The 24,819-nt window shown below is 64.0% G+C and carries 20 protein-coding genes; 9 read left to right on the plus strand and 11 right to left on the minus strand.

Annotated elements, in window-relative coordinates; all coding sequences use genetic code 11:
* Positions 1-74 precede the first annotated feature (74 nt).
* The 4 genes from NKH63_RS22825 to NKH63_RS22840 all read left to right on the plus strand — a co-directional run bounded on the left by NKH63_RS22825 (position 75) and on the right by NKH63_RS22840 (position 4,783).
* The gene (locus NKH63_RS22825; protein ID WP_023718041.1) at positions 75-1,349 is read left to right on the plus strand and encodes a Re/Si-specific NAD(P)(+) transhydrogenase subunit alpha; all 1,275 of its coding nucleotides are present in this window, start codon (positions 75-77) and stop codon (positions 1,347-1,349) included.
* Positions 1,349-1,771 carry an NAD(P) transhydrogenase subunit alpha part 2 gene (locus tag NKH63_RS22830; protein ID WP_036244434.1) on the plus strand — a complete coding sequence of 141 codons (423 nt, stop codon included), beginning with the start codon at positions 1,349-1,351 and terminating at the stop codon, positions 1,769-1,771. Before NKH63_RS22825 ends, NKH63_RS22830 begins: the two co-directional genes overlap by 1 nt.
* Before the next feature lie 6 nt (positions 1,772-1,777).
* The gene (locus tag NKH63_RS22835) at positions 1,778-3,175 is read left to right on the plus strand and encodes an NAD(P)(+) transhydrogenase (Re/Si-specific) subunit beta (protein WP_023718039.1); all 1,398 of its coding nucleotides are present in this window, start codon (positions 1,778-1,780) and stop codon (positions 3,173-3,175) included.
* Between the two features lie 141 nt (positions 3,176-3,316).
* On the plus strand, positions 3,317-4,783 hold the full coding sequence (locus tag NKH63_RS22840) for a hypothetical protein (protein WP_036244458.1): 1,467 nt from the start codon (positions 3,317-3,319) through the stop codon (positions 4,781-4,783).
* 103 nt (positions 4,784-4,886) lie between these two features.
* Here the strand turns inward: NKH63_RS22840 and NKH63_RS22845 are convergent, their stop codons facing one another.
* From NKH63_RS22845 to NKH63_RS22860, 4 genes are all read right to left on the minus strand, one after another.
* Positions 4,887-5,804, minus strand: a complete 918-nt coding sequence (locus tag NKH63_RS22845; RefSeq protein ID WP_023718037.1) for a hypothetical protein — start codon at positions 5,802-5,804, stop codon at positions 4,887-4,889.
* 248 nt (positions 5,805-6,052) lie between these two features.
* Positions 6,053-8,524 carry a DNA topoisomerase (ATP-hydrolyzing) subunit B gene (gyrB, locus tag NKH63_RS22850; protein WP_352918843.1) on the minus strand — a complete coding sequence of 824 codons (2,472 nt, stop codon included), beginning with the start codon at positions 8,522-8,524 and terminating at the stop codon, positions 6,053-6,055.
* A 146-nt stretch (positions 8,525-8,670) separates the two neighbouring features.
* Positions 8,671-11,337, minus strand: coding sequence for a caspase family protein (locus tag NKH63_RS22855; protein ID WP_352918845.1), 2,667 nt, complete (start codon positions 11,335-11,337; stop codon positions 8,671-8,673).
* A gap of 58 nt (positions 11,338-11,395) precedes the next feature.
* Positions 11,396-11,965 carry an NADPH-dependent FMN reductase gene (locus NKH63_RS22860; protein WP_023718034.1) on the minus strand — a complete coding sequence of 190 codons (570 nt, stop codon included), beginning with the start codon at positions 11,963-11,965 and terminating at the stop codon, positions 11,396-11,398.
* A 184-nt stretch (positions 11,966-12,149) separates the two neighbouring features.
* On the opposite strand from NKH63_RS22860, the gene NKH63_RS22865 reads away from it, so the two are divergent.
* On the plus strand, positions 12,150-13,523 hold the full coding sequence (locus tag NKH63_RS22865; RefSeq protein WP_023718033.1) for a cytochrome P450: 1,374 nt from the start codon (positions 12,150-12,152) through the stop codon (positions 13,521-13,523).
* Between the two features lie 27 nt (positions 13,524-13,550).
* Here NKH63_RS22865 and NKH63_RS22870 read toward each other — a convergent pair whose 3' ends face one another.
* Positions 13,551-14,525, minus strand: coding sequence for a complex I NDUFA9 subunit family protein (locus NKH63_RS22870; RefSeq protein WP_023718032.1), 975 nt, complete (start codon positions 14,523-14,525; stop codon positions 13,551-13,553).
* Positions 14,526-14,768: 243 nt separating this feature from the next.
* Here NKH63_RS22870 and NKH63_RS22875 point away from each other — a divergent pair, with 243 nt between their 5' ends.
* Entirely contained in the window at positions 14,769-15,038 is a 270-nt protein-coding gene (locus tag NKH63_RS22875; protein WP_352484389.1) for a hypothetical protein, read from the plus strand.
* Between the two features lie 57 nt (positions 15,039-15,095).
* Here the strand turns inward: NKH63_RS22875 and NKH63_RS22880 are convergent, their stop codons facing one another.
* From NKH63_RS22880 to NKH63_RS22900, 5 genes are all read right to left on the minus strand, one after another.
* The gene (locus tag NKH63_RS22880; protein WP_352591783.1) at positions 15,096-16,097 is read right to left on the minus strand and encodes an Ldh family oxidoreductase; all 1,002 of its coding nucleotides are present in this window, start codon (positions 16,095-16,097) and stop codon (positions 15,096-15,098) included.
* Between the two features lie 33 nt (positions 16,098-16,130).
* Complete coding sequence (locus NKH63_RS22885; protein ID WP_352918847.1) at positions 16,131-16,940, minus strand: ABC transporter permease; 810 nt, start codon at positions 16,938-16,940, stop codon at positions 16,131-16,133.
* A complete protein-coding gene (locus tag NKH63_RS22890) occupies positions 16,940-17,671 on the minus strand; it encodes an ABC transporter permease (RefSeq protein ID WP_036244431.1) in 732 nt (243 codons plus the stop codon). The genes NKH63_RS22885 and NKH63_RS22890 overlap by 1 nt, the downstream gene beginning before the upstream one ends.
* A 127-nt stretch (positions 17,672-17,798) precedes the next feature.
* Positions 17,799-18,593: a transporter substrate-binding domain-containing protein gene (locus tag NKH63_RS22895; protein ID WP_352483947.1), complete on the minus strand. Its 795-nt coding sequence runs from the start codon at positions 18,591-18,593 to the stop codon at positions 17,799-17,801.
* A 54-nt stretch (positions 18,594-18,647) separates the two neighbouring features.
* Positions 18,648-19,457, minus strand: a complete 810-nt coding sequence (locus tag NKH63_RS22900) for an ABC transporter ATP-binding protein (RefSeq protein ID WP_023718026.1) — start codon at positions 19,455-19,457, stop codon at positions 18,648-18,650.
* Between the two features lie 218 nt (positions 19,458-19,675).
* On the opposite strand from NKH63_RS22900, the gene NKH63_RS22905 reads away from it, so the two are divergent.
* From NKH63_RS22905 to NKH63_RS22915, 3 genes are read left to right on the plus strand one after another with little or no spacing between them, the layout of a single operon-like run.
* Positions 19,676-20,524 (plus strand): dimethylarginine dimethylaminohydrolase family protein, encoded by an 849-nt coding sequence (locus NKH63_RS22905; protein ID WP_031193690.1) that lies wholly within the window; start codon positions 19,676-19,678, stop codon positions 20,522-20,524.
* The gene (locus NKH63_RS22910; RefSeq protein ID WP_023718024.1) at positions 20,521-22,101 is read left to right on the plus strand and encodes a 5-guanidino-2-oxopentanoate decarboxylase; all 1,581 of its coding nucleotides are present in this window, start codon (positions 20,521-20,523) and stop codon (positions 22,099-22,101) included. Before NKH63_RS22905 ends, NKH63_RS22910 begins: the two co-directional genes overlap by 4 nt.
* Positions 22,102-22,158: 57 nt before the next feature.
* Entirely contained in the window at positions 22,159-22,866 is a 708-nt protein-coding gene (locus tag NKH63_RS22915) for an SDR family NAD(P)-dependent oxidoreductase (RefSeq protein WP_023718023.1), read from the plus strand.
* A gap of 90 nt (positions 22,867-22,956) precedes the next feature.
* Here NKH63_RS22915 and rpsA read toward each other — a convergent pair whose 3' ends face one another.
* A complete protein-coding gene (gene rpsA, locus NKH63_RS22920; RefSeq protein ID WP_023676278.1) occupies positions 22,957-24,654 on the minus strand; it encodes a 30S ribosomal protein S1 in 1,698 nt (565 codons plus the stop codon).
* Positions 24,655-24,819: the final 165 nt, after the last annotated feature.

Consider the following 24,819-nt stretch of genomic DNA (forward strand, 5'->3'; position numbering starts at 1 on the left):
AATTTTTGTCGAGGACGCCGCCGGGGGCCGGCCGGCGTCTTGCGGTAACGGGTTGCGGCCGAAAGGATCATGCGGTGGGACAGACGGTTTTCATCCCTCGTGAGCTCGACGCGAACGAGCCGCGCGTCGCGGCCTCGCCCGACACGGTGAAGCGGCTGGCGGCGCTGGGTTTCGACGTGGTCGTCGAAGCTGGCGCCGGCGCGGCGTCGCGCATTCCCGACGAGGAGTTTGCCAAGGCCGGCGCCGCGATCGGCAAGGCCGGCGATGTTTCCAGGGCTGATGTCGTGCTGAAGGTGCGCCGGCCGAGCGATGCCGAGCTGAAAGTCTATCGGCCGGGCACTGCCGTGATCGCCATCATGGATCCCTATGGCAACGATGCCGGCGTCGCCGCGTTGGCCAGGGCCGGTGCTACTGCTTTTTCCATGGAGTTCATGCCGCGCATCACCCGCGCCCAGTCGATGGACGTTCTATCCAGCCAGGCGAACCTCGCCGGCTATCAGGCGGTGATCGACGCGGCTGCCGAATATGACCGGGCGTTGCCGATGATGATGACGGCGGCTGGCACGGTACCGGCGGCGAAGGCCTTCATCATGGGCGTCGGCGTCGCCGGTCTGCAGGCCATCGCCACCGCGCGCCGCCTCGGCGCCGTGGTCACCGCCACCGATGTGCGCCCGGCTGCCAAGGAGCAGGTTGCTTCGCTCGGCGCAAAGTTCCTGGCGGTCGAGGACGAGGAATTCAAGGCGGCCGAGACGGCCGGCGGCTACGCCAAGGAAATGTCGAAGGAGTATCAGGCCAAGCAGGCGGCGCTGACCGCCGAGCACATCGCCAAGCAGGACATCGTCATCACCACGGCGCTCATCCCCGGCCGGCCAGCGCCGAAGCTGGTTTCGGCGGCGATGGTCGCCTCGATGAAACCCGGCTCGGTGATCGTCGACCTTGCGGTCGAGCGTGGCGGCAACGTCGAGGGCGCCGTTCCGGGGCAGGTGGTGACCACCGCCAACGGGGTAAAGATCGTCGGCCATCTCAACGTTCCCGGTCGCGTCGCCGCCTCCGCCTCGCTGCTCTATGCGAGAAACCTCTATGCCTTCCTCGAGACGCTGGTTGACAAGGCGACGAAGACGCTTGCCATCAACCGCGACGACGAGCTGGTCAAGGCAACCATGCTGACCGATGCCGGCAAGGTCGTGCATCCCGCCTTCGTCAGGGCTGAGCAGGAGCCGCCAAAGGGCCAACATGTCGAACCGCCGGCCATTCCGGCCAAGACGATGGTTGCCGAGGCTTCGGCGAAGCCGGCTGCGAAGAGGCCGGCCGCTTCGAGGAAGCCCAAGACCACCGGAGGGATCGCGTGATGGATCAGACCCTGCAGAAAGCCCTCGACCAGCTCGACCAGGCCACAGCTGCCGTCCGCCTTGCGGTACAGAACCTGGCCACCGCGCCCGGCACCGAGGCCGCTGGTGACGCCGCGCACGCGCTGTCCGGCGGCGCGATCGATCCCTTCGTCTTCCGCTTCGCCATCTTCGTGCTGGCGATCTTCGTCGGCTACTACGTCGTCTGGTCGGTCACGCCGGCGCTGCACACGCCATTAATGGCGGTCACCAACGCCATTTCCTCCGTCATCGTCGTCGGCGCGTTGCTTGCCGTCGGCATCTCGGCCTCGGGCATCGCCACCGGCTTCGGCTTTGTTGCGCTGATGCTGGTATCGGTCAACATCTTCGGCGGCTTCCTCGTCACCCAGCGCATGCTGGCCATGTACAAGAAGAAGGAAAAGTAGGCCGCTATGAACGCCAACTTCGCCTCCTTCCTCTATCTGGTCTCCGGCATCCTGTTCATCCTGGCATTGCGCGGCCTGTCGCATCCGACCACCAGCCGCCAGGGCAACATGTACGGCATGATCGGCATGGGCATCGCCATTGTCACGACGCTGGCGCTGGCCACCCCTTCCGCCGGCCGCTTTGCGCTGATCGTGCTCGGCCTCGCCATCGGCGGCTCGGTCGGTGCGGTCACGGCACGGCGCATTGCCATGACCTCGATGCCGCAGCTGGTCGCCGCCTTCCACTCGCTGGTCGGTCTTGCCGCGGTCATGGTGGCGGCCGCCGCCATCTATGCGCCGGAAAGTTTCGGCATCGGCACCGTCGCCGATATCCATGCCCAGGCGCTGATCGAGATGAGCCTCGGCGTTGCCATCGGCGCCATCACCTTCACCGGCTCGGTCATCGCCTTCTTGAAGCTCGACGGCCGCATGTCGGGCAAGCCGATCATGATCGGCGGCCGTCACTTCATCAACGCAGCCCTGGGCATAGCGCTCATTGTGCTGATCATGCTGCTCGTCACCACCGAGTCCAAGCTGGTGTTCTGGCTGATCGTTGCCGCCTCGCTCGTGCTCGGCGTCCTTCTCATCATCCCGATCGGCGGCGCCGACATGCCGGTGGTCGTATCGATGCTCAATTCCTATTCGGGCTGGGCAGCGGCGGCACTCGGTTTCACGCTCGGCAATCTGGCGCTGATCATCACCGGCGCGCTGGTCGGCTCATCGGGCGCCATCCTGTCCTACATCATGTGCAAAGGCATGAACCGAAGCTTCATCTCGGTCATCCTCGGCGGATTCGGCGGCGAGACATCAGCCGCTGCCGACGACGGCATCGAGCGCACCGTCAAGCAGGGCTCTGCCGAGGATGCCGCCTATCTGATGATGAATGCGCAAAAGGTCATCATCGTGCCGGGTTACGGCATGGCCGTCGCCCAGGCGCAGCACGCGCTGCGCGAAATGGCCGACAAGCTCAAGGCCAACGGCGTCGACGTCAAATACGCCATCCATCCGGTGGCCGGCCGCATGCCCGGCCACATGAATGTGCTCTTGGCGGAAGCCAACGTGCCTTACGACGAAGTGTTCGAGCTGGAGGACATCAACTCTGAGTTCGCGCAGGCCGATGTCGCCTATGTCATCGGCGCCAACGACGTCACCAATCCGTCCGCCCGCGACGACAAATCGTCGCCGATCTATGGCATGCCGATCCTCGACGTCGACAAGGCGCGCACCTGCCTGTTCGTCAAGCGCTCGCTCGGGTCCGGCTATGCCGGCATCGACAACACGCTGTTCTACAAGGACGGCACCATGATGCTGCTCGGCGACGCCAAGAAGATGACCGAGGAGATCGTCAAGGCGATTGATCACTGAAACGGCGTCGTTGCCAACTCACTGCCGGTCGTCGAAATACAGCCCTGGCTCCGCGCCGGGCTTTTTCTTGGCTGTTACCGGTTCTGAAGCTACGATAGCGACCCGTCGTCTTGTCTAACGGCGTCATCGGTGGAGGTGCTGGTGCCCGACCCTGGTTCTGCCGCGTCGCCGGCCGCCGATCTGACCGCAGCAGAGAAGGTGCCGCGCAAGCGCAGCCAGGCGGTGGTGGTCGTGCACGGTATGGGCGAACAGCGGCCCATGGACACGTTGAGGGGATTTGTCCAGGCCGTTTGGAGCCACGATCCGGCCCGTGCTCCGTTCTATGCCCATGTCGCTGATCCGGCCGACCCAATGGGTGCGAAGATCAACCAGAGCTGGATCACGCCCGACAGCCGGACCAATTCGCACGAGCTTCGCCGGATCACCACACCGTATGATGTCGATGGCCGCCGCACCGATTTCTACGAGCTTTACTGGGCCGACATCACCCAGGGCACGACCCGGAGCCGCCTTGCTGCCTGGGTGACGACCCTGCTCTGGCGCAAGCCCGCCGATATTCCGCGCGATGTGCGCAAACTCTATGTCGTCACGCTTTTGGCCACCATCGTCGTCCTTGGCGCGGCGCTGGCGCTCGCAACGTCGGCCTGGCAAGGCTATATCTCCTGGACGACCGGCGTGCTTGTCACCGTCCTGGCGTCGTTCGTTATCTGGTCGGTGGACCAGTTTGGCCTGCCCTATTTCGGCGATGTCGCCGCCTATGTGCGGGCCGAAGCGGCGACGGTCGAGAAGCGCGCGCTGGTCCGCGAGCGTGGCCTCAAGCTGCTGAAGCGCCTTATGGTGGACGACGCCTACGACCGCATCGTGCTGGTCTCGCACAGCCTGGGGTCGATCATAGCCTATGATCTGTTGCAGATATTGTGGGCCGATTTCAGGCCTCGAAAGCTGGAAGCCATTCGCGACAGAGCGAGGCTGAAGGCGATCCACGCCGTCGATAAGGCGACGCTGGCCGCCGATGCTTCCGCCTGGCCCGACCGCCTCGATGACCTCCCCGCATTCCGGCGCGGCCAATGGGAACTCTACCGGCAGCTTCGCGACAGTGACGCCGATCATCCGCTGCCGTGGAAGATCAGCGATTTCGTCACGCTGGGCAGTCCGCTGACCCACAGCGAGTTTCTGGTGACCTACAATCTTGCCGAGTTCAGGCGCGGCATCGCCGAGCGGCTGTTCTCGGCATGCCCGCCGATCGCCGACAGGGCGGCGGGCGGGACTATGCTCTATCAGGAAGGCCGCAGCCATTCGGGCAAGCCACAGCGGGCGGTGCATCATGGCGCGATGTTTGCCGCGATGCGCTGGACCAACATTTTCGACAGAGGCAATGGCTGGTTGACCGGCGACCCGATCTCCGGGCCGATGACGGAGAACTTTGGTCCGGGCGTGGAAAACATCCAGGTCGAGCTGCGCGGCTCGCTCGGCCGCGTCTTCACGCACACTCTCTACTGGTCGTTGACGGCGAGCGGCGTCGAGGCCAACGCACCGTCCGGCGTGCCGCGCTCGCACCTTGCCGTGCTGCGCGATGCGGTCGATCTCGGCCGCAAGCTGGGTGACTGAGCTGTCGGTGGCGAGCAACGCACGACAATGCTGCGCCGACAGCTCAAAGCAAGGTCCGCTTCGGGGTAATCTTCGAAGCGGACCGAGTTCGCTTAGGCGCCGATCAACGATTGGTCAGGAAAATCGCTTCCTCGTCGTCGCGCTGCCTGCCGCCAAGTGCTGCAGCCGCACTGGCAATGAAAGCCCCGACGACCAGCGACAGCGCGCCAATCAGTGAGAAGGTGGCGCCTGCCTTTCTGGCGGTGTCGGCCGCCTGCTGGGCCTTGACCTTGGCCTCCTGCGCTTTGGCGATTACCGCATCGACGCGAGCGGTGGCATCGGCTTCGGACAGGCCTGTGCGGGCGGCCACCAGCCGCGACAGATAGGTCTTGTCGTCGGCCGATATTTCGCCTGCTGCGGCACTCGCGATCAGAATGCGCGATGCCTGCGCCGTTGCCGCGGCGTCGCTCTCCGGATTGGCGGCAGCGAGCCTTGCCGGATCGGCCGGGCGGAACAGCGTATCGACGAAATACGATGTGGCGTTGTCAGTCGAGGCGCCACCAGCGTTTGCAGCAGCACCTGCCGAAGCGCCCATTGCCGCGCCGGATGCCACAGTCGAAGCGGCCTGGACACCGGTACCTATCGCGGCCGAAAGCGCCGTGCCGAGCACGCCGGCGACGAGCAGCGTCGCCAGCGCCCAGGCCAGGAAGCCGTGAGCGGTATCGCGGAAGAAGACTTCATCGGTGTGGATGCCGACCCATTTGGTGCGCAGGCGTCCGGCGAGGTAGCCGCCGAGGGCCGACGACAGCCACTGCACGACGATCAGCCAGACGGCGGTGGAAACGGCGAAAGTTGTGACTGACGCACCCGAGCCGGACCATGGCGACACCATGCTAAGTCCAAGCCCGGAGCCGAGCAGCATCAAGATGAAGGTAAGCGTCGACGCAGCAAAGGCGCCGGCGACGATTGGTCCCCAGCTGACGGCGGGGGATGAGGATTCCGTCGGTGCGGAAACCTCGGTAGTCGTTAGGGTGGACGGCATGGAAGCCTCCTACCTTGCAAAAAGCAGAATCAGAATAATGATCGGAATCGGGACTCCGAGAAGCCAGAGCAAAATGCCACGTCCCATGAATGCCTCCTGCGGCGATTGTGATCAACTACAATGCCTTGAAAGACTTTCCGTTCCGGGAGATCCTCGGTGATCTTTGTTGCGGTGCAGCAGTCGGCGTCGGTGCGCCAAGATGCACCAATGCACTTCATGCCTGCAGGCTGGGTAGTCTGGATGGCGGCTCAGATGTCCAGATTGGCGACCGACAGCGCGTTTTCCTGGATGAATTCGCGCCTTGGCTCAACCTCGTCGCCCATCAGTCGCGAAAACAGTGAGTCCGCGTCAGTCGCGTCATTGACCTTGACCTGTAAGAGCGAGCGCACATTCGGGTCGAGGGTCGTTTCCCAGAGCTGCTCGGCGTTCATTTCGCCAAGGCCCTTGTAGCGCTGCATGGTCAGACCCTTGCGGCCGGTGGCAAACACGGCATTGAGCAGTGCCAGCGGCCCCGAAATTGTTTCGGAGACATCCTTGCGGCGCAGCACCGGCGGCTCGCCATAGATTTCTGCCAGGCGCGGCGCATAGCGGTCGAGCTGGCGTGCGTCGGCGGAATTGATCAGCGCCAGGTCGAGATGCGCGAACTCCTTGACGCTGCGCACCGTGCGCTCGAATACATAGCCGCCGACGCCCTCGTTGGAGGTCGACATGCGGCCTGTCCAGCCGCGCTCGGTGTCCTCGGCGATAATGTCGAGACGGCGGGCAACGCGCTCGGCCATCTCGTTGGCGCGACCGAGGTCGGTGAAGATTTCGGGGTTGAGCGCGCCGGCAATCGCTGCCTGCTCCACCACGCCTCTGTTATAGCGCGTATGCAATCCGTTGATGAGTTGGCGGACAGCCAGGGCATCGTCGATGGCGCCGCGCAGATCCTGTCCGGCCCGCACCTCGCCCGTGCTGAGCGCAAGCGACGCTTCTTCCAGCCCCGAGCCGATCAGGAATTCCTCGAAGGCGGCTTCATCCTTGATATATTGCGAGCTCTTCCCTCGCGTCACCTTATAGAGCGGCGGCTGCGCGATATAGAGATGACCGCGTTCGATCAGTTCCGGCATCTGGCGGAAGAAGAAGGTCAGCAGCAAGGTGCGGATATGGGCGCCATCGACATCGGCGTCGGTCATCAGGATAATCTTGTGGTAGCGCAGCTTGTCGGCATTGAACTCGTCCTTGCCGATCGAGGTGCCGAGCGCGGTGATCAGCGTGCCGATCATGTCGGAGCCGAGCATGCGGTCGAAGCGGGCGCGCTCGACATTGAGGATCTTGCCGCGCAGCGGAAGAATGGCCTGGTTCTGGCGCGAACGGCCGCCCTTGGCCGAGCCGCCCGCGCTGTCGCCCTCGACGATGAAGATTTCGGATTTCGCCGGATCGCGCTCCTGGCAATCGGCCAGCTTGCCGGGCAACGAGGTGACGCCGAGCGAGCTCTTGCGGGTGATGTCGCGTGCCTTGCGCGCGGCCTCGCGCGCGGCAGCGGCCTGGATGACCTTCTCGATGACCGCCTTGCCCTCGGTCGGGTGCTCCTCGAGCCAGGTGCCGAGCGCCTCGTTGACGAGGCCTTCCACCACCGGGCGAACCTCGGACGACACCAGCTTGTCCTTGGTCTGCGAGGAGAATTTCGGGTCGGGAACCTTGACCGACAGCACCGCGGTCAGCCCTTCGCGGCAATCGTCGCCAATCAGCGACACTTTTTCCTTCTTGGTCAGGCCCGAGGAGTCGCCATAGCCGGTTATCTGACGTGTCAGCGCACCCCGGAAACCGGCGAGATGCGTGCCGCCGTCACGTTGCGGGATGTTGTTGGTGAAGGCCAGCACGTTCTCGTGGTAGCTGTCGTTCCACCACATGGCGACTTCGACGGTGATGCCGTCGCGCTCGGCGCGGATCGAAATCGGCTTGTCGAGCAACGGCTTCTTCGTTCGGTCGAGATATCGGACGAACTCTTCCAGCCCGCCATCATAGTGCAGTTCATGGCGCACGATGTCGGCATGGCGGGCATCGGTCAAAACGATGCGCACGCCGGAGTTCAGGAAGGCGAGCTCGCGCAGCCGGTGCTCCAGCGTACCATAGTCGAACTCGACCATGGTGAAGGTCTCGGACGACGGCAAGAACGTGATTTCGCTGCCGCTGCGCCCTTCATAGGTGCCGGGGACCTTGTCTTGTTCATAACTGCCGGTGATGCGCAGCGGCGCGTCGGCATCGCCATGCGTGAAGCTCATCTCGTAGATCTGGCCGTTGCGGCGGATCTTCAGTTTCAGCCAGGCCGACAGTGCGTTGACGACCGACACGCCGACGCCGTGCAGGCCGCCCGACACCTTGTAGGAGTTCTGGTCGAACTTGCCGCCGGCATGCAGCTGCGTCATGATCACTTCGGCCGCCGAAATGCCTTCGCCGGTGTGGATATCGGTCGGAATGCCGCGGCCATTGTCGATGACCGTCACCGAGCCGTCCGGATTGAGCGTCACCGTCACCAGGTCGGCATGGCCCGCCAGTGCTTCGTCGATGGCGTTGTCGACCACCTCATAAACCATGTGGTGCAGGCCCGAGCCGTCGTCGGTGTCGCCGATATACATGCCCGGCCGCTTGCGAACGGCGTCCAAGCCCTTCAAAACCTTGATGGAATCGGCGCCGTATTCGGCTTCAACGCCGTTGGCGATGTCGGTCTGGTCGCTCATGAAAACCTGTCTGATTGGTGCCGTGTGCAGAGCGCGAAAAATCGGCGTCGAATCGCGCATTCCTAGTGTCGTAGATATAGGCGCAAAAGGCGGTTTTTCCAAGGTTTGCAGGCATTTCCGAACGGAATGACCGTCGCGTGAACCCGCTACCGGCGCCTGGCTTCGATCCTGGCCAGCCGCTCACGCAAAAACTTGATCATGAACTTGTATCGCGGCGCCAGCCGACCGGTCCGGTCGAGCTCCAGCGTCATGTCGAGTGCCTTGGAAAGGACGGCTTTCGGGTCCTTTGCGACTTGGGCGTAGTCGATATAGGCAACCACCAGGTCGCGCTGCCAGGTGGCGTTGTCCGGATCTGACTGGGCAAGTTTCTCGCGAATGGCAAGGCTGTCCTGAAGGGCTTGCCGGGCTCCCCTGACGTCGCGCTGCCTGAGGCGGAGCGTGGCGACTTCGGACAGCGTTATCGACAAGTCCCGCTGCCAGTCGGAATTGGCGGAATCGAGCTTCGCCAGCCTCTCCGCAATCGCGTAGCTGTCCAGATAGGCTTTCAGTGCGCCTTTGTGGTCGCCCTGTATCGCCAGGACGCCGGCGACCTTCTCGAGGCACACGGACAGGTCGCGCTGCCAATCGGTGTTGTTCGGGTCGCCGGCGGCGAGCGCGCTGGCTTGCGAGAGTGCCTGACGATAAGCCGAAAGTGCCGCCGGCCAATTCTGCTGGTCGCTCAGCGCGTTGCCGACCTTGGCGTTGCCGACGGACAGGTCGCGTTTCAGCTCGGTGTCGTCCGGATCGCGTTTCGCCAGTTGCTTGACGATCGCCAGGCCTTCCTTGTAGGCCGTCAGCGCCCCAGCGGCGTCGCCGCGTTCGCGCAGCAGGTCGCCTATCGTATCGTGGCTGACCGAGACGTCACGCTGCCGATCGGCGTCTCCCGGTCTGTCCGCCGCCAGCGCCAGCCGCACCTTCAGGCTCTCTTGATAGGCCGCCTGTGCGTTGTCCAGTTGACCTGCGACATGGGCAAGGTGGCCGATCTCATCATAGGTGATGGTCAGGTCGCGCTGCAGTTCGGCACGGTCGGGCTCTCCGGCAGCGAGCTGTTTCTTGATCGACAGGCTTTCCTGATAGACCTGTGCGGCGCCGGCCAGATCACCTTGCGTCGCCAGCACGTTACCGATCTTGTCGTCGGTCATGGCGAGGTCGCCGAACCACTCCAGATTGTCCGGCTCTTCCTCGGTCAGGTCCTGCAGAATGGTCTTGGCCGTTTCATAGTTTTGCAGCGCTGCCGGCAGATTGCCTTGCGCCATCCGCACGTTGCCGAGCTTGACGTGGCTGACGGCGAAGTCGCGCTTCACGTTGGGATCGGTTTCGTGGCGCGACCGCCGCTCGAGATCGGCTTGCAGCGCCTCGAAGGCGCGGCCAGCAGCATCGATGTTGCCGACCGTGGTATAGAGCTTGCCGAGCTCGTCCAGCGTGCGGATCAAGCGGTCGGCGTCGTCGAGCGACAGCACCACCTGTCCGGCTTCGCCATAAAGCGTGAGCACGGATTCATAATCCTTGATGGCTGTGGCGTAGTCGAGGTCGGCGCGCGCTGCCCCGCCGGACAAATAGCGCGTCGCGGCTTCGGAAAGCGTGCGACTGACGAAATTGGCCTTCAGCGCGTTGCGCGAGATATTGTCGATCTCGGCTGCTTCGGCAAGCTTTTTCCGCGCGGCATCGAACGCTCCCAGCGAAAGCTGCTCTTCCGCCTGCCGGCGCAACGCTGCCACTCTGAGATCGTCGGAGGAAAGCGTCTGCATTTCGCTCCGCACCTTGACGAAGGCGTCGGCTGCCTCACGCAGCCTGGCGTTCAGACTGTCCGCGGAGAGGCGGCCGGCATCGGAACTGATCAACGCGCCATAGAGCGGTGCCAGCGGCATGTCGGCGTCGCTGGCGATCTTTTCCACCTCGCCACGCGTCGCGGGCGTCACCTCGGCCATGGCCAGCAACAAGCGTTCGCGCTCCGGCAGTTTCTCCTTGGCTGTCGTGGCAAAGAACAACTGCGGCAGGCCGCTCTCGACATAGGGCAATTGCCTGCCGCGCGAGAGATCGTAGACCTCCTGCTGCACGAGCGTCAGCACGGAGCGGATCTCAAGACCCTCGGTGCCGAGGTATTTCGTCAGCGCCGCGGTGAACGGCGAATTCTGGCCGGTCCCATCCGAGGCGGTCTCGCCGGGCGCCGCCGAGAAGGCAAACAGGATGTTTTCTGCCCGCCCGATGCGGCCAAGACCCGGCCGGACCTTGTCGCTGACCTCTTTTACCAGCGCCGTTGCGCCGCGGCCTTCGCCGCCCGTGGCAGCAAACGGATCGCTGCGGCAGGCATCGAGCACGATCAGTCCGACCTTGCTGGTGGCGGCGACGGCCGCGCGGATCTCCTCCAGCGGCAGGCTGGTCCCTTCCAGCGTAGCGAGCGACGACGCGTCTGCATCCACCGGCAGGAGCCGATTCTCGCCGGCGATCTCGACGCCGTGGCCGGAGAAGAACACCAGTGCCACGTCGGCGCCTTTAGCATCCTCGCGGAAATCGTCGAGCGCCCGGCGCATGCGCCGCAGGTCGCGGTTGGTTTCGAGGAAGACCTCGAAACCGAGCTTCCTCAGCACCGTTTCCATGACCTCGCCGTCATTGACGGGATTGGCGAGCGGCCGGATCAGCCGGTAGTCGTTCTCGGCGATGACCAGCGCAACGCGCCGCTCCGCCATGGCACCGGAGGCCGTCGAGAGGATCAGCAGCACAGCAAACAGAAGACGCAAATCGAACCGCCCCGGCCCGGTCATTTCCCGGAGCATTCCATCTCTTTATGGCATGAGCAAGTTATGGCATCGGCAAGCCCGGCCGTTCGCGTTGTTAGCTGGCGCGCATCGGCCTCAGCGCTTCGCTCCAGCGGGACAGCTCGTCCAGCATGGTCTTGGCTCCGCCGAGCACCTGCTCGCTGGGCAGGAAGGCGCCGGTCTCGTCGAGCAGCTTCTGGTACATCGGGAGCGCCACGCCTTCCGGAATCGGCATGACGCCGACCGCGGTCAGCAACGGTTTGACCGCCTGCGCCGCTCGTAAGCCACCGGAGACACCACCGTAGCTGAGGATGGCGGCCGGCTTGTATCGCCATTCCCTGAGCAGGTAGTCGACCGCGTTGACGATCGCGGGGGCTGCGAAATAATTGTATTCCGGCGCTACGAAGACGAACGCGTCGGCGGCGTCGATTGCTTTCGACCAGGCTTTCGTGTGGCTGTTTTCGTATCTGCCGAGTCTAGGATGATGCGGCTCGTCCAGCACCGGCAGGTTGAAGGCGGCGATATCGGTGAGCAATGGCTCGAATTTGCCGTGTTCGCGCGCAAAACTTTCCAACCACCTTGCGAAAACGGGTCCGGCGCGGCCTGGCCGCGTGCTGCCGATGATGACGTTCAACTGGTGCTTCAAGGCAGGCTCCCGCCGGTTAGTGGCATCTGTGGTGCTGCCACCTAAGACACACAGCCGGACACAGCAAGCAGGCACTTTCCGGTGCCCCGGCCACATTCCAGAGAGCGGATGCTTCGCCTTGTCGTCCGGCCACATGGACGCTTGCCTTGCCAGCCACTACATTGAGGGGTCAGCGGAGCAAGCCATGGACAGTCAGCCCGTCCCCTTCGTCCCGCCGGCGCCGAAGCCGCGCACCGCGCCGCCTTCGACGCTGGAGATGATCCGCATCGTCTATCGCAATCCGCTCGAACTGTGGGGCGAGGCGACCTACAACGAGCCCTGGATTTCGGTGAACGGCGTCGGTGGGCCGCTGGTCATCGCCAACGATCCCGGCCTCATCCGCCATGTGCTGGTCGACAACGCCAAGAACTACAAGATGGCGACGGTGCGCCAGAAGATCCTGCGGCCGATCCTGCGCGACGGGCTGCTGACCGCCGAAGGCGAGGTGTGGCGGCGTTCGCGCAAGGCGATGGCGCCGGTATTCACGCCGCGTCACATTTTCGGCTTCGCCGAGCCGATGCTGAAACGCACGCTCGAATTCGTCACCCGTTACGAGCAAGGTGGCACGTCGGATATCGCCCACGACATGACGCTGCTCACCTTCGACATCCTGGCTGAGACGCTGTTTTCGGGCGAGATATCGGGCGAGCCGGGCAGCTTCGCCAAGGAGATCGACCGCCTGTTCGAGACGATGGGCCGGGTCGATCCGCTCGACCTTTTGCGTGCGCCCGATTGGCTGCCGCGCCTGACCCGCATCCGCGGCCGCAAGACCATGGCCTACTTCCGCAAGATCGTCACCGACACGGTGCAGATGCGCGAGGCGCGGCTGAGGCGCGCTCCGGACACGGTGCCGCAGGATTTTCTCACGCTGCTGTTGAAGGCGGAAGGACCGGGCGGGCTGACCCGGGCCGAGGTCGAGGACAACATCATCACCTTCATCGGCGCCGGCCACGAGACTACAGCCAGGGCGCTCGGCTGGACGCTCTACTGTCTCGCCGAAGCGCCATGGGAGCGCGAAAAGATCGAGCACGAGATCGATGCTGTGCTGGCGCGTGAGCCCGACCCGACGAAATGGCTCGACGCCATGCCGCTGACCCGTGCCGCCTTCGACGAGGCGCTCAGGCTCTATCCGCCGGCGCCCTCGATCAACCGCGAACCGATCGAACCCGAAACCTGGAACGGCCTCTATATACCGCGACGCGCCGCGGTGCTGGTGATGCCATGGGTCGTCCATCGCCACAGGAAATTATGGGACCGGCCGGACGCTTTCATGCCGGAGCGCTTTCATCCGGGGAATCGCGAAAAGATCGACCGTTTCCAGTATTTGCCGTTCGGCGCCGGCCCCCGCGTCTGCATCGGTGCCAGCTTCGCCATGCAGGAGGCGATCATTGCGTTGGCGATCATGCTGTCGCGCTACCGTTTCGACACCACCGCGGAGACCCGCCCCTGGCCGGTGCAGAAGCTGACGACGCAACCGCAAGGCGGGCTGCCGATGCAAGTCACCCGGCGCGCCTCGTAAGCGGCTGAACGTCCATTCGCGCCGGTATTATGCGGCGGACTTGCGTTGGAACTGGCCCGCGGCGCGGTAGCGCCAGAGATAGCTGGGCAGGATGGTTCCGATCGACCGTGGCTGGATTCCGAGGCCGGCGAGCGTCCTGTTGTCCTTGACGGCGGCATCCGACACGACATTGTGCTGGCGCAACAGCAGGACCTGGTCCTTGGTCAACAACGGATTGGGCAGCAGCCCGAGAATTGATGCCTGGAGGTTCGCCAGCCACCACGGCATAGGGAGCAAAAACCGCTTGCGTTCGATGATAACAAGCAATTCTTGCATGCATTCCTTGAAAGTGAGCACCTGCGGCCCGCCGAGCTCATAGATATGGCCGCCCTGGACCTTGCCGTCGACCGAGTGCGCCACCGCTTCGGCGACGTCGCCGACATAGACCGGCTGGAATTTCGTCTGACCGCCGCCGATCAGCGGCAGGACTGGGGAAAAGCGGGCCATGTTGGCAAAGCGGTTGAAGAAACCGTCCTCCGGCCCGAAATTGATCGATGGCCGCAGGATCACAGCGTCCTGGACCGTCTCAAGAACGGCCTTTTCGCCAAGCGCCTTGGTGCGCGCATAGTCCGATTGTGCGTGGAGATCCGCGCCCAGAGCCGAGATGTGGGTGAGGCCGGCGCCGACGGCGCGCGCCGCTTCAGCGACAGCGCGCGCGCCGAACTCGTGGACGGCAGTGAATTTCTGCCGGCCGGCCTCATGCGCGATCGCCACCAGATTGACGACATGGTCCGCGCCTTGCACGGCGCGGTCGACCGACCAGCGCACCCGGACATTGGCCTGCACCGGCTGGATCTGCCCGACATTGCCGAGCGGCTGCAGGTGGCCGGCGAGATCGGGCCGACGGCAGGCGACCCGGATGCGGTAGCCGCGCCTGGCCAGCGCCCGCACGACATGACGACCGACAAAGCCGGAGCCGCCGAACACGACGACGAGCTTTGGGGTCTGCAGGATTTCGGTCATGGCTGGCTCCGGCGGGCTATCCAGATGGCTTGGTTGAAGCCGTTTCATAGTCCGTTTCGCGCCAAAGGCAAAGGGCGACCATAGGTCGCCCGGCATTGTTGAAGCATGATTTTCCGGATCCGCTCGAAACGGCAGAAAACTCCGCCGAGGCCCGGCTTTGCGGTAACTCCATTCGAAACAGGAACCTTTGTTCGGTCGGCGATTTTAGATGTATGGTTTGATTCCGAATGAAGGATATTGCCAATGACAAAACGCGTTGCGATCTTCGCTCTGGCATTAGCAGCAGGCTGCAGCATTGGCGCCTCGGCATTCGCCGGAAACCGGCATCACCACCAAGCTCAACCCGAACGCTATGTTCCCGCCAACGGCGACATCATCGAGTTCCTGTTCGGTGGCCCGCGCTACTATGACAACCACCTGTTCACGACAGCCGCCGAACCCTGCTCCTACAACAGGGTAGGACCGGACGCGAATGCGGCGAACGTCATCAACGATCATTATTGCGGGAAGTAGGCTCGCGCTGCCGGATCGGCCGGCCTCCTCAGCCGCTCATCGGACAAACGAATTTCTTCAGGACGAATAGCGCGCGGCGAATTCGGAAATGCGTTGCACCACAGCTTTCGGCGCGCTTATGCCGCGCGCCGCCGACTTCTCCGCGGCCTCGGCCCGGGCACGCCCCGGCACATGCACGCCATAGCGCCGCCGCAACCGGTCGAGCTGGTCCTTCATCCGTTTCTCGAAGTCCGGATCGAGCAGCTTGGGCTCGACGGCGAGCACGAACAGGCCGGTCCCCGGACTGTCCTGCCCGCCGTCGAACCATGGCGCATCGAGCGACCAGTTGGCGCCCGACAGGCCGGCAGCCAGCACCTCGACCATCAGCGCGATGTTGGCGCCGCGCTGGCCGCCGAAGGCAAGCATGGCGCCTTTCATGGCGGCTGCCGGGTCCGTGGTTGGATTGCCGCTGGCGTCCAGTGCCCAGCCTTCGGGGATCTTCTTGCCGTCCTCGGCCGCCTTGCGGATGTTGACGAAGGCGGTGGCGCTCGACGACTGGTCGATGACCAGCGGCGCCCCGTCCGCGGCCGGTGCGGCAAAGGACATCGGGTTGGTGCAGTAGACCGGCTTGACCGAGCCCGAGCCGGCAAGCACGGCCGGGCCGTTGGTCGCGGCGAACGATACCAATCCCTGCGAGGCCAGCCGTCCGGTGAAATAGCCGAGCGCGCCGCACGTATAGGCATTCTTCTGCGAAAAGATGGCAACGCCGAACAGCCGCGCCGCCTTGGCGAGGTCATCGATCGTGCGGTCGAAACCGGTATGCGCCAGTCCGCCGCGGGCATCGGAGAGATAAACCGCGAGCGCTGGCCTGGTGATGACAGGATCGGCATTGCCGTCGATACGGCCGGCTTCCAGCGCTTCGAGATAATCAATGAAATGCGACAGCCCGACGGTCGATAGTCCTTCAGCCTCGGCCGCGACGATCGAGGCAGCCAGCGACTGCGCCGCCTCTTCGTTGGCGCCGGCGCCAAGTGCGGCCATCCGGCACAGCCCTGTCGCCTGGTCGAGACTGAGTTGCATGGTAGCTGCCCTGAATTCGCGACTTTAACAGCTTTAGCCTAGCTTGCTCGGGATCCGTGCCTCGAGCCGGCGGAAGCCGAACACCAGGATACCGGTGATGGACATATAGACCAACGCCAGAAGCAGCAAGGGTTCGTAGGTGACGAAGAGATCCTGGCGCACCCGCGAGGCTACGGCATAGATGTCGACCATGGTTATCGTTGCCACCAGCGGTGTTGCTTTCAGCTGGAGAACGGTTTCACCCGCCAGCGTCGGCAGCGCCCGGCTGATCGCCTGCGGGAGCCATATTCGCCCGAAGATTTTCCAACGGCTCATGCCGAAAGCGCGGGCCGCCTCGAGTTGGCCGTGCGGTACACCGGCGAAGGCGCCACGCATCACTTCACCTTCATAGCCGACATACGAGATCGTCAGAGAAAGAACGGCGTAGGGCCATGCCTGCCTTAGAATGGGCCAGAGGAACGACTCGCGTATCCACGGAAATTGCGGAAACAGCGAACCCAGTCCGTAGTAGAGCAGCCAGAGCTGGAGCAGCAGCGGCGTGCCGCGAACAATCGTGCAGAACATCTTGGCCGGCACGCTCAAGATCGGCGGGCCGATCACCTGCGCCAGGCCGAGGGGGATGGCGAGCGCGATGCCCAGAGCCGACGTTACCACAAGCAGCCAGATGGTCCGCCATATGCCTTGCAAAGCCAGCGGCAGATAGGTGGGAAGCCAATCCCAGCGCATGAGGAAAATCGATGCCAGTACGACAACCAGCGCGATCAGGATCAGAGCTATGCGGTGTGGCTGCATCCAGAGCGAGGCCCGTGCGACGGCGTCAATGACCGGGGTTTCGGTCGCCATCAGTGCGATCCCGCGATCGACGGCATGCCGCGTCGCGCCCAGCGCTCAACCCGCCCGATGACGACGTTGGAGACGAGGGTCAGAACGAGATAAAGCGCGCCCGCCGCCATGAAGAAGGTGAAATAAGCCTTCGTCGCGCCGGCTGCCGTCCGTGTGGTTTGGGTCAGTTCATTGACGCCGACGATCGCGAGAAGCGCGGTGTCCTTGGTGGCGATCAGCCACAAATTTGCCAGCCCCGGAATGGCGAAGGGCAGCATCGCCGGCAGCGTTATACGCCTGAGAAGCAGGCCGGGAGGCATTCCATAGGCCCGCGCGGCTTCGATCTGGCCTTGCGGAACGGCGCGGATTGCGCCGCGCAAGACTTCGGTGGAGTAGGCGCCCTGCACGACCCCGAGCACGCCTATGCCGGCGACAACCCCGTTGATGTCGATCGCGGCATAGCCGAGCGCGGTAAGCAACTGGTTGATGAGGTCGGTACCAGCGAAATAAAGCAGCAGGATCAGCACCAGCTCGGGCACGGCGCGGACCACTGTGGTGTAAACTTCCAGCAGGTCACGGACCACCGGCCCGCCATAGAGCTTGCCATAGGCGCCGCCGACGCCGATCAAAAGACCAACCCCAAAGGAACCGAAAGCAATTCCGACGGAGTTTGCCAGCCCATGCAGAAGGCTGAGACCCCTGCCGTTCGGCGGTTCGAAGGACAGCAATTCCAGCGAACTGGCTCCGAACATGGTGGCGAGAACGTCGCTCAGCTTATGTCCCCCTGGACTTGCGGGTTGAGGCGCCAATGATGCGTCAAGCCGGACATGCCCACCGCGACGACGGCGGCTAGGCATGCCCGGCTTGACGCCGTTGCCGTCAGTTGGACTGCGACGCTTCGCCGTAGATGTCGAAATCGAAGTACTTCTTGGTGATTTCGGCATATTTGCCATTGGCCCGAATGGCCTTGATGGCAGCATTGATCTTGTCCTTGAGCTCGGTGTCGCCTTGGCGCATGCCGGCGCCGACGCCCGGCCCGAGCACTTCAAGGTCCGGCGCGACATAACCCTTGAGGTCGCAGCACGCCTTGCCTTGGTCCGACTTCAAAAACGCGTCGAGCGCGATCGAATCGGCCTGAGTGGCATCGATCCGGCCGGCGGCGAGATCCTGATTTGCCTCGTCCTGCGTCTGGTATTCCTTGATTTCCGCAGCGTCGGTGAAGTGCTTCTTGGCGTAGGCGGCGTGCACCGTAGACGCCTGAACGCCGACTATCTTGGCTTTCAGCCCCTCTGGCGTCGCATCGAATTTCTGATCCTTGGCGCCGATCACCGCAGTCGGCGTGTTATAGTATTTGTCGGAGAAGTCGATTTCCTTCTTGCGCTCGTCGGTAATGGACATCGAATTCATGATCGCATCGATCTTCTTGGTTTTAAGCGCCGGGATGAGGCCGTCCCACGGGACTGGCGTCAATGCGCAATCCAGCTTGGCTTCGCCGCAAATGGCGTTGACGATGTCGACTTCCCAGCCACCCCACTTGCCGGAAGCATCCTGCGAGTAAAACGGCGGATAGGCTTCCGGCGAAAAACCCACCTTGATCTGTTCGGCGCTTGCCGAAAATGCGCCCGACAATGCGATCAGCGTGGCCGCGAGCGCCGTTTTGAGAAAAGGTTTCATTTTTCAGTTCTCCCGTTTTTTGGTTTTGACGTTCCCGTCTGCTTTTCTCGCAAGTCATCCAACATTGCGCAGAAACTGCTTCAGCCTTTCGGATTTTGGTGCGCCGAAGATCTGTTCCGGCGGCCCTTCTTCCTCGACCAGCCCGTTATGGAGATAGACGACATGCGTCGCCACCTCGCGGGCAAACTTCATCTCATGCGTGACCAGCACCATGGTGCGGCCTTCGCGCGCCAGGTCGCCGATCACCTTCAGCACTTCGCCGACCAACTCCGGGTCGAGCGCCGAGGTCGGCTCATCGAACAGCATGACGCGCGGATTGATGGCCAGCGCCCTGGCTATCGCTGCGCGCTGCTGTTGGCCACCCGACAGATAGGCGGGGTAGACGTCGCGTTTTTCGGCCAGGCCGACGCGGGCGAGCAGCTTTTCCGCCTCGCCGATCGCTACATCGCGCTTGACGCCGAGCACATGCACGGGAACCTCGATGACGTTCTCGATCAACGTCATGTGGCTCCAAAGATTGAAGTTCTGGAAGACCATGCCGAGCTTGGAGCGGATGCGTTCGATCTGCTTGCGGTCGGCGGGCACGGTGTGGCCGTGGCTGTCGGCCTTCAGCTTTATCTCTTCGCCATTGACGCGGATGATGCCGCTGGTCGGGTTCTCCAGGCAATTGATGCAGCGCAGCAGCGTCGACTTGCCCGAGCCGCTGCCGCCGATGATGGCGATCACCTCGCCATCGCGCGCCGACAGCGAAACGCCCTTCAATACGTGCAGCTTGCCGAAATTCTTGTGCAGGTTCTCGACGTGGATGGCTTCGGCGGCGCCGTTCTGCACCGTATGCTTCAGGGCGGTGGCCGGCGCTGTCATCGTCGCGGTGCCCCGCGGAGCAGCCGAGGCAGTCCTTGCTGGAATTTATTACCCATTACCCGTCACTGGACAGCGTTCCGATTCTCAAGATGGACCGTTCCGCTTGCCTCCGTCAACCGCAGTTTTTGGACCATTGATCACGGCCTGCCGAGTGGCTATTGGCAGGAGGGAGCGCGTTTCAGGAGAATTTAGTGGGCAAAGCATACGGGTCGCAGTCGATGGCCGGGCCGCTGCAGCGCGTGCTGATGCGCTCCGCCGCCAGCGCCATGCATCGGGCCGAAGCACTGGAATGGCACTACGGTCCCGGCTTCGATCCGCAAAAAGCGGCGGCCCAGCATGAAGCGCTGGCCGGGCTGATTTCCGGCTCAGGCGCCGAGATCGAATGGCTGAGCGACGCCGATGACGGGCTTGCCGATTCTGTCTTTACCCACGATCCCTCGCTGATGACCGACCATGGCGCGGTCATCCTTGCCATGGGCAAGGCGCTGCGCCGGCCCGAGCCCGGCCTGCACGAGGCAGCTTATGGGCGCATGGGCATACCTGTCCTCGGCCGTATCGAGACTCCCGGCCAGGTCGAGGGCGGCGACTGCGTGTGGATGGATGCAAACACACTGGCGGTCGGCCGCGGCGTACGCACCAATCAGCACGGCATCCAGCAGCTCTCCAACCTGCTTTCACCCAAAGGCATCCAGGTCTATGGCTTCGACCTGCCGCTCTGGCAAGGCGAGGACGCCTGCCTGCATCTGATGTCGGTGATCAGCCCGCTCGCCGACGATCTGGCGCTGGTCTATGGGCCGCTCCTGCCGGTCGCCTTCCACCAGATGCTGCGTGCGCATGGCATTCGCCTGGTCGAGGGCGACGCCGACGAATTCTTCGCCTCGAGCGGGCTCAGCCTGAACGTCCTGCCGACCGCGCCGCGCCAGGTTATCGCCGTTGCCGGTTTTCCGAAGACGGCGGCTGCCATGCAGGCCGCCGGCTGTACGGTCTCGACATTCGAGGCCGATGCGCTGTGCATTGCCTGCGAGGGCGGCCCAACCTGCCTCACGCGCCCGGTCCTAAGACAATGACGACGATCGGCGAAGCGCTCATCACCTTGCTGGAAGCGCACGGCGTCGACACCGTCTTCGGCATTCCCGGCGTGCACACGGTCGAGCTCTACCGCGGGCTTGCGCGGTCGAAGATCCGTCACGTCACGCCGCGCCACGAGCAGGGCGCCGGCTTCATGGCTGACGGCTATGCGCGCGCCAGCGGCAAGCCGGGTGTCGCCTTCGTCATCACCGGGCCGGGGCTGACCAACACCATCACCGCCATGGGCCAGGCGCGCGCCGATTCGGTGCCGATGCTGGTAATCTCGGGCGTCAACGCCACGCCGACGCTGGGCAAGGGCCTTGGCCATCTGCATGAACTGCCGGACCAGCGCGGCATGATGGAGAAGGTGGCGCTGTTTTCGCACCGTGTCACCGAGGCCGGCGAATTGCCCGGCGTGCTCGCCCGCGCTTTTGCACTTTTTTCATCCTCGCGTCCGGGGCCAGTGCATATCGAGATCCCGACCGATGTCATGACCATGCCCGCCACCGGCATCGTGGCGCTGCTGCGGAATTCGGCCCCGCCCGAGCCGGGCGCCGCGGTGATCGCTGAGGCAGCCAGGCTTTGCGCTGCCGCCCGCCGGCCGCTTATCCTGGCCGGCGGCGGCGCCAAAGCTGCCGAAGCGCCGTTGCAGCGCCTGGCCGAGAGGTTGGGAGCGCCGGTCGTCCAGACCGCCAATGCGCGCGGCCTGCTCTATCGCCATCCGCTTGGCGTGCCGGCCAGCCCCAGCCTGAAGGCGGTGCGTGCGCTGATGGCCGATGCCGACCTGGTCATCGCCGCCGGTACCGAATTCGGTCCGACCGATTATGACGGCTATGGCGACGGCGGTTTTGTCCTACCCGCCAATCTGATCCGCATCGACATCGGCGCCGACCAACTTACCAGGCGGCCGGCCCGGATTTCGATCCAGGCCGATTGTGGCGCAGCGCTCGAGGCGCTGCATGCCGAACTCGGCATGGGCCAGGCGCAATCAGGCGACGGCGCCGCTCGCGCGGCCGCGACGCGGCAAGCGGCCTTTGCCGAGATTGGCCCAGCTATGCAGGCGCAATTGCGCGCCGTCGAGACGATCCGTGATGCGCTGCCTGGCTCGATCATCGTCGGCGATTCGACCCAGCCGGTCTACGCCGCCAACCTCTATTACGATCACGACCGGCCGGGCGGCTGGTTCAACGCCGCTACCGGCTTCGGCGCGCTCGGCTATGGCCCGCCGGCGGCGATCGGTGCTGCCCTTGCCAGGCCTGAGGCGCCGGTCGTTTGTCTCACCGGCGACGGCGGCTTCCAGTTCACCCTGCCGGAACTGGGCGCCGCGCTCGACGCGGCGGCGCCGGTGATCTTCGCCGTCTGGAACAATCGCGGCTACCGCGAGATCGAAACCTCGATGCTCGATGTCGGCGTCGAGCCGGTCGGCGTCTCCCCGGCACCGCCGGATTTCTGCAAATTGGCCGAAGCCTATGGCATTGCCGCCGAGCGGATTTCCGGCGCCGGCGGCTTGGCGGACGCGCTACGGCGCGCGCGGGCGGCTGGACGACCCTACGTCATCGAGATTTCGGTTGAGTGATCGCGCGAAAGGCGCGACCTTCCGCATCGGCGGCGCGCAACGACGGAGCGGTCGAATATGACGGAAACACTGGACGGCAGACATATCGTGGTGACCGGCGGCACCGGGGCGCTTGGCGGCGCGGTCGTAGGGAAACTGCTGGAGCAGGGCGCGATTTGCCATGTGCCCAATGCCCACGCTGCCGCGCCTGCCCATTTTCCCTTCCCGGCACATGACCGCGTCAGGCTGGCGCACAATGTCGACCTCGCCGACGCTGCCAAGGTCGATGCCTTCTATGCTAGCGTTCCGGATTTGTGGGCATCGGTGCATCTGGCCGGCGGCTTCACCGCCGCACCGGTCGAGAAGATCGAGCCCGCCTCCTTTGCCGAGATGATGGACACCAACGCCCGCACCACCTTCCTGTGCTGCCGCGCGGCGATACGCTCGATGCTGGAATCTTCCGTATCGGGCCGCATCGTCAATGTCACCGCGCGAGCCGGGCTCGATCCGCGGCGCGGCTCCGGCAAGGTGGCTTACGCTGCCGCCAAGGCGGCGGTCGCCGCGATGACCGTGGCGATGGCCGAAGAGCTGAAGGGCAAGGGCATACTGGTCAACGCCGTGGCGCCCTCGACCCTAGACACGCCGGCCACCCGGGCTGACATGCCGGGCGCCGATTTCAGCAAATGGGTCAGCTTGGAAGCAGCCGCGGAGGCCATTGCCTACCTCGCTTCGCCGGCCAATCTGGCGATGAGCGGCACGCTGGTGCCGCTTTACGGCAGGGCCTGAAATTCAGGTCGGGTGCAAAAAAAGCCCCGCCGGATCGCTCCGGCGGGGCTTTTTGTTTCGTTTACAACCTGCGCGAGGCGCAGTGTTGGCTTAGCTGCCCTGCTTCTTCAGCGCGGCACCCAGGATGTCGCCCAGCGAAGCGCCGGAGTCAGTCGAACCGTACTGGGCGACCGCTTCCTTCTCTTCGGCGATTTCCAGCGCCTTGATCGAGACCTGCAGCTTGCGGGTCTTCTTGTCGAAGGCGATGACGCGGGCGTCGACCTTCTGGCCGACAGTGAAGCGCTCGGGGCGCTGCTCGTCGCGGTCACGGCTGAGGTCGGAGCGCTTGATGAAGGTCTCGATGCCGCTGTCGACCAGCCGCACTTCCAGACCGCCATCCTTCACGCCGATAACCTCGCAGGTGACGACTGCGTTCTTGCGCAGTTCGCCTGACGTCGCCGCTTCGCCGACCGTGTCCTTGGCCAGCTGCTTGATGCCGAGCGAGATGCGCTCCTTGTCGATGTCGACGTCGAGCACCTGCGCCTTGACCATGTCGCCGCGATTGTACTCCTCGATCACCTGCTCGCCCGGACGGGTCCAGTCGAGGTCGGAAAGGTGGACCATGCCGTCGACATCGCCTTCGAGGCCGATGAACAGGCCGAACTCGGTCTTGTTCTTGACCTCGCCCTCAACCTGGCTGCCGACCGGATGGCTGCGCGCGAAGGCCTCCCACGGGTTCTCCAGCGTCTGCTTGAGGCCGAGCGAGATGCGGCGCTTGGCCGGATCGACTTCGAGCACCACCACGTCGACTTCCTGCGTCGTCGACAGGATCTTGCCGGGATGCACGTTCTTCTTGGTCCACGACATTTCCGAAACGTGGATGAGGCCTTCGATGCCCGGCTCCAGCTCGACGAATGCGCCGTAGTCGGTGATGTTGGTAACGGTACCCTTGATCTTCTTGCCGATCGGGAACTTGGTGCCGATCTCGGACCACGGATCGCTCTCGAGCTGCTTCATGCCGAGCGAGATGCGGTGGGTTTCCTGGTTGATGCGGATGATCTGCACCTTGACCGTCTGGCCGATATTGAGGATTTCGGTCGGATGGTTGACGCGGCGCCATGCCATGTCGGTGACGTGCAGCAGGCCGTCGATGCCGCCGAGGTCGACGAACGCACCATAGTCGGTGATGTTCTTGACGACGCCTTCGACCACCTGGCCTTCTTCGAGGTTCTGCACGATTTCCGAACGCTGTTCGGCGCGGCTTTCCTCGAGTACGGTGCGGCGCGACACCACGATGTTGCCGCGGCGGCGATCCATCTTGAGGATCTCGAAGGGCTGCGGGTTGTGCATCAGCGGCGAGACGTCGCGGATCGGGCGGATATCGACCTGGCTGCGCGGCAGGAAAGCCACGGCACCGTCGAGGTCGACGGTGAAGCCGCCCTTGACCTGGTTGAAGATGACGCCTTCGACGCGTTCGCCCTTGGTGAACTTCTCTTCGAGACGGACCCAGCTCTCTTCGCGGCGGGCCTTTTCACGCGACAGCATGGCTTCGCCAAGCGCGTTCTCGATACGCTCGACATAGACCTCGACCGTGTCGCCGACCTTGAGCGTCGTGTCCTTACCCTTGACGCCAAATTCCTTCAGCGGCACGCGGCCTTCGACCTTGAGGCCGACGTCGATGATGGCCATGTCCTTCTCAATGGCAGTGATGATGCCCTTGACGACCTGGCCTTCGCCGGAATGGCCGGCGGAAAATGATTCTTCGAGCAGGCTCGCGAAATCATCGCGAGTGGGATTTGCAACTGACATAGTTTCTCCTGGAATGCCCCGCAATCTGTCGCGGGGCGGGCGCCGTGGGTTAGCGTTGCGTTGGCCTGCCGGCGTTCCGGGCAAAAAGCCCTGGCCGCCTTTGGGCGGCAATTCCGGCGCATGAAGAATGCTGGCAGGCTGGTTCATGCCCGATATGGGAATTCT

Origin of the sequence: Mesorhizobium sp. M0960 (assembly GCF_040319055.1) — a bacterium.
Lineage (GTDB): Bacteria > Pseudomonadota > Alphaproteobacteria > Rhizobiales > Rhizobiaceae > Mesorhizobium.

What these genes read in the sequence shown, in the direction of transcription:
- NKH63_RS22845 (WP_023718037.1), bottom strand. Translation starts at nt 5,804, where the DNA reads ATGCCGTCCACCCTAACGACTACCGAGGTTTCCGCACCGACGGAATCC.
- NKH63_RS22885 (WP_352918847.1), bottom strand. Translation starts at nt 16,940, where the DNA reads ATGGCGACCGAAACCCCGGTCATTGACGCCGTCGCACGGGCCTCGCTC.
- NKH63_RS22855 (WP_352918845.1), bottom strand. Translation starts at nt 11,337, where the DNA reads ATGCTCCGGGAAATGACCGGGCCGGGGCGGTTCGATTTGCGTCTTCTG.
- NKH63_RS22910 (WP_023718024.1), top strand. Translation starts at nt 20,521, where the DNA reads ATGACGACGATCGGCGAAGCGCTCATCACCTTGCTGGAAGCGCACGGC.
- NKH63_RS22895 (WP_352483947.1), bottom strand. Translation starts at nt 18,593, where the DNA reads ATGAAACCTTTTCTCAAAACGGCGCTCGCGGCCACGCTGATCGCATTG.
- NKH63_RS22835 (WP_023718039.1), top strand. Translation starts at nt 1,778, where the DNA reads ATGAACGCCAACTTCGCCTCCTTCCTCTATCTGGTCTCCGGCATCCTG.
- NKH63_RS22890 (WP_036244431.1), bottom strand. Translation starts at nt 17,671, where the DNA reads ATGTTCGGAGCCAGTTCGCTGGAATTGCTGTCCTTCGAACCGCCGAAC.
- NKH63_RS22900 (WP_023718026.1), bottom strand. Translation starts at nt 19,457, where the DNA reads ATGACAGCGCCGGCCACCGCCCTGAAGCATACGGTGCAGAACGGCGCC.
- rpsA (WP_023676278.1), bottom strand. Translation starts at nt 24,654, where the DNA reads ATGTCAGTTGCAAATCCCACTCGCGATGATTTCGCGAGCCTGCTCGAA.
- NKH63_RS22905 (WP_031193690.1), top strand. Translation starts at nt 19,676, where the DNA reads ATGGCCGGGCCGCTGCAGCGCGTGCTGATGCGCTCCGCCGCCAGCGCC.
- NKH63_RS22865 (WP_023718033.1), top strand. Translation starts at nt 12,150, where the DNA reads ATGGACAGTCAGCCCGTCCCCTTCGTCCCGCCGGCGCCGAAGCCGCGC.
- NKH63_RS22875 (WP_352484389.1), top strand. Translation starts at nt 14,769, where the DNA reads ATGACAAAACGCGTTGCGATCTTCGCTCTGGCATTAGCAGCAGGCTGC.
- NKH63_RS22870 (WP_023718032.1), bottom strand. Translation starts at nt 14,525, where the DNA reads ATGACCGAAATCCTGCAGACCCCAAAGCTCGTCGTCGTGTTCGGCGGC.
- NKH63_RS22915 (WP_023718023.1), top strand. Translation starts at nt 22,159, where the DNA reads ATGACGGAAACACTGGACGGCAGACATATCGTGGTGACCGGCGGCACC.
- NKH63_RS22880 (WP_352591783.1), bottom strand. Translation starts at nt 16,097, where the DNA reads ATGCAACTCAGTCTCGACCAGGCGACAGGGCTGTGCCGGATGGCCGCA.
- NKH63_RS22830 (WP_036244434.1), top strand. Translation starts at nt 1,349, where the DNA reads ATGGATCAGACCCTGCAGAAAGCCCTCGACCAGCTCGACCAGGCCACA.
- gyrB (WP_352918843.1), bottom strand. Translation starts at nt 8,524, where the DNA reads ATGAGCGACCAGACCGACATCGCCAACGGCGTTGAAGCCGAATACGGC.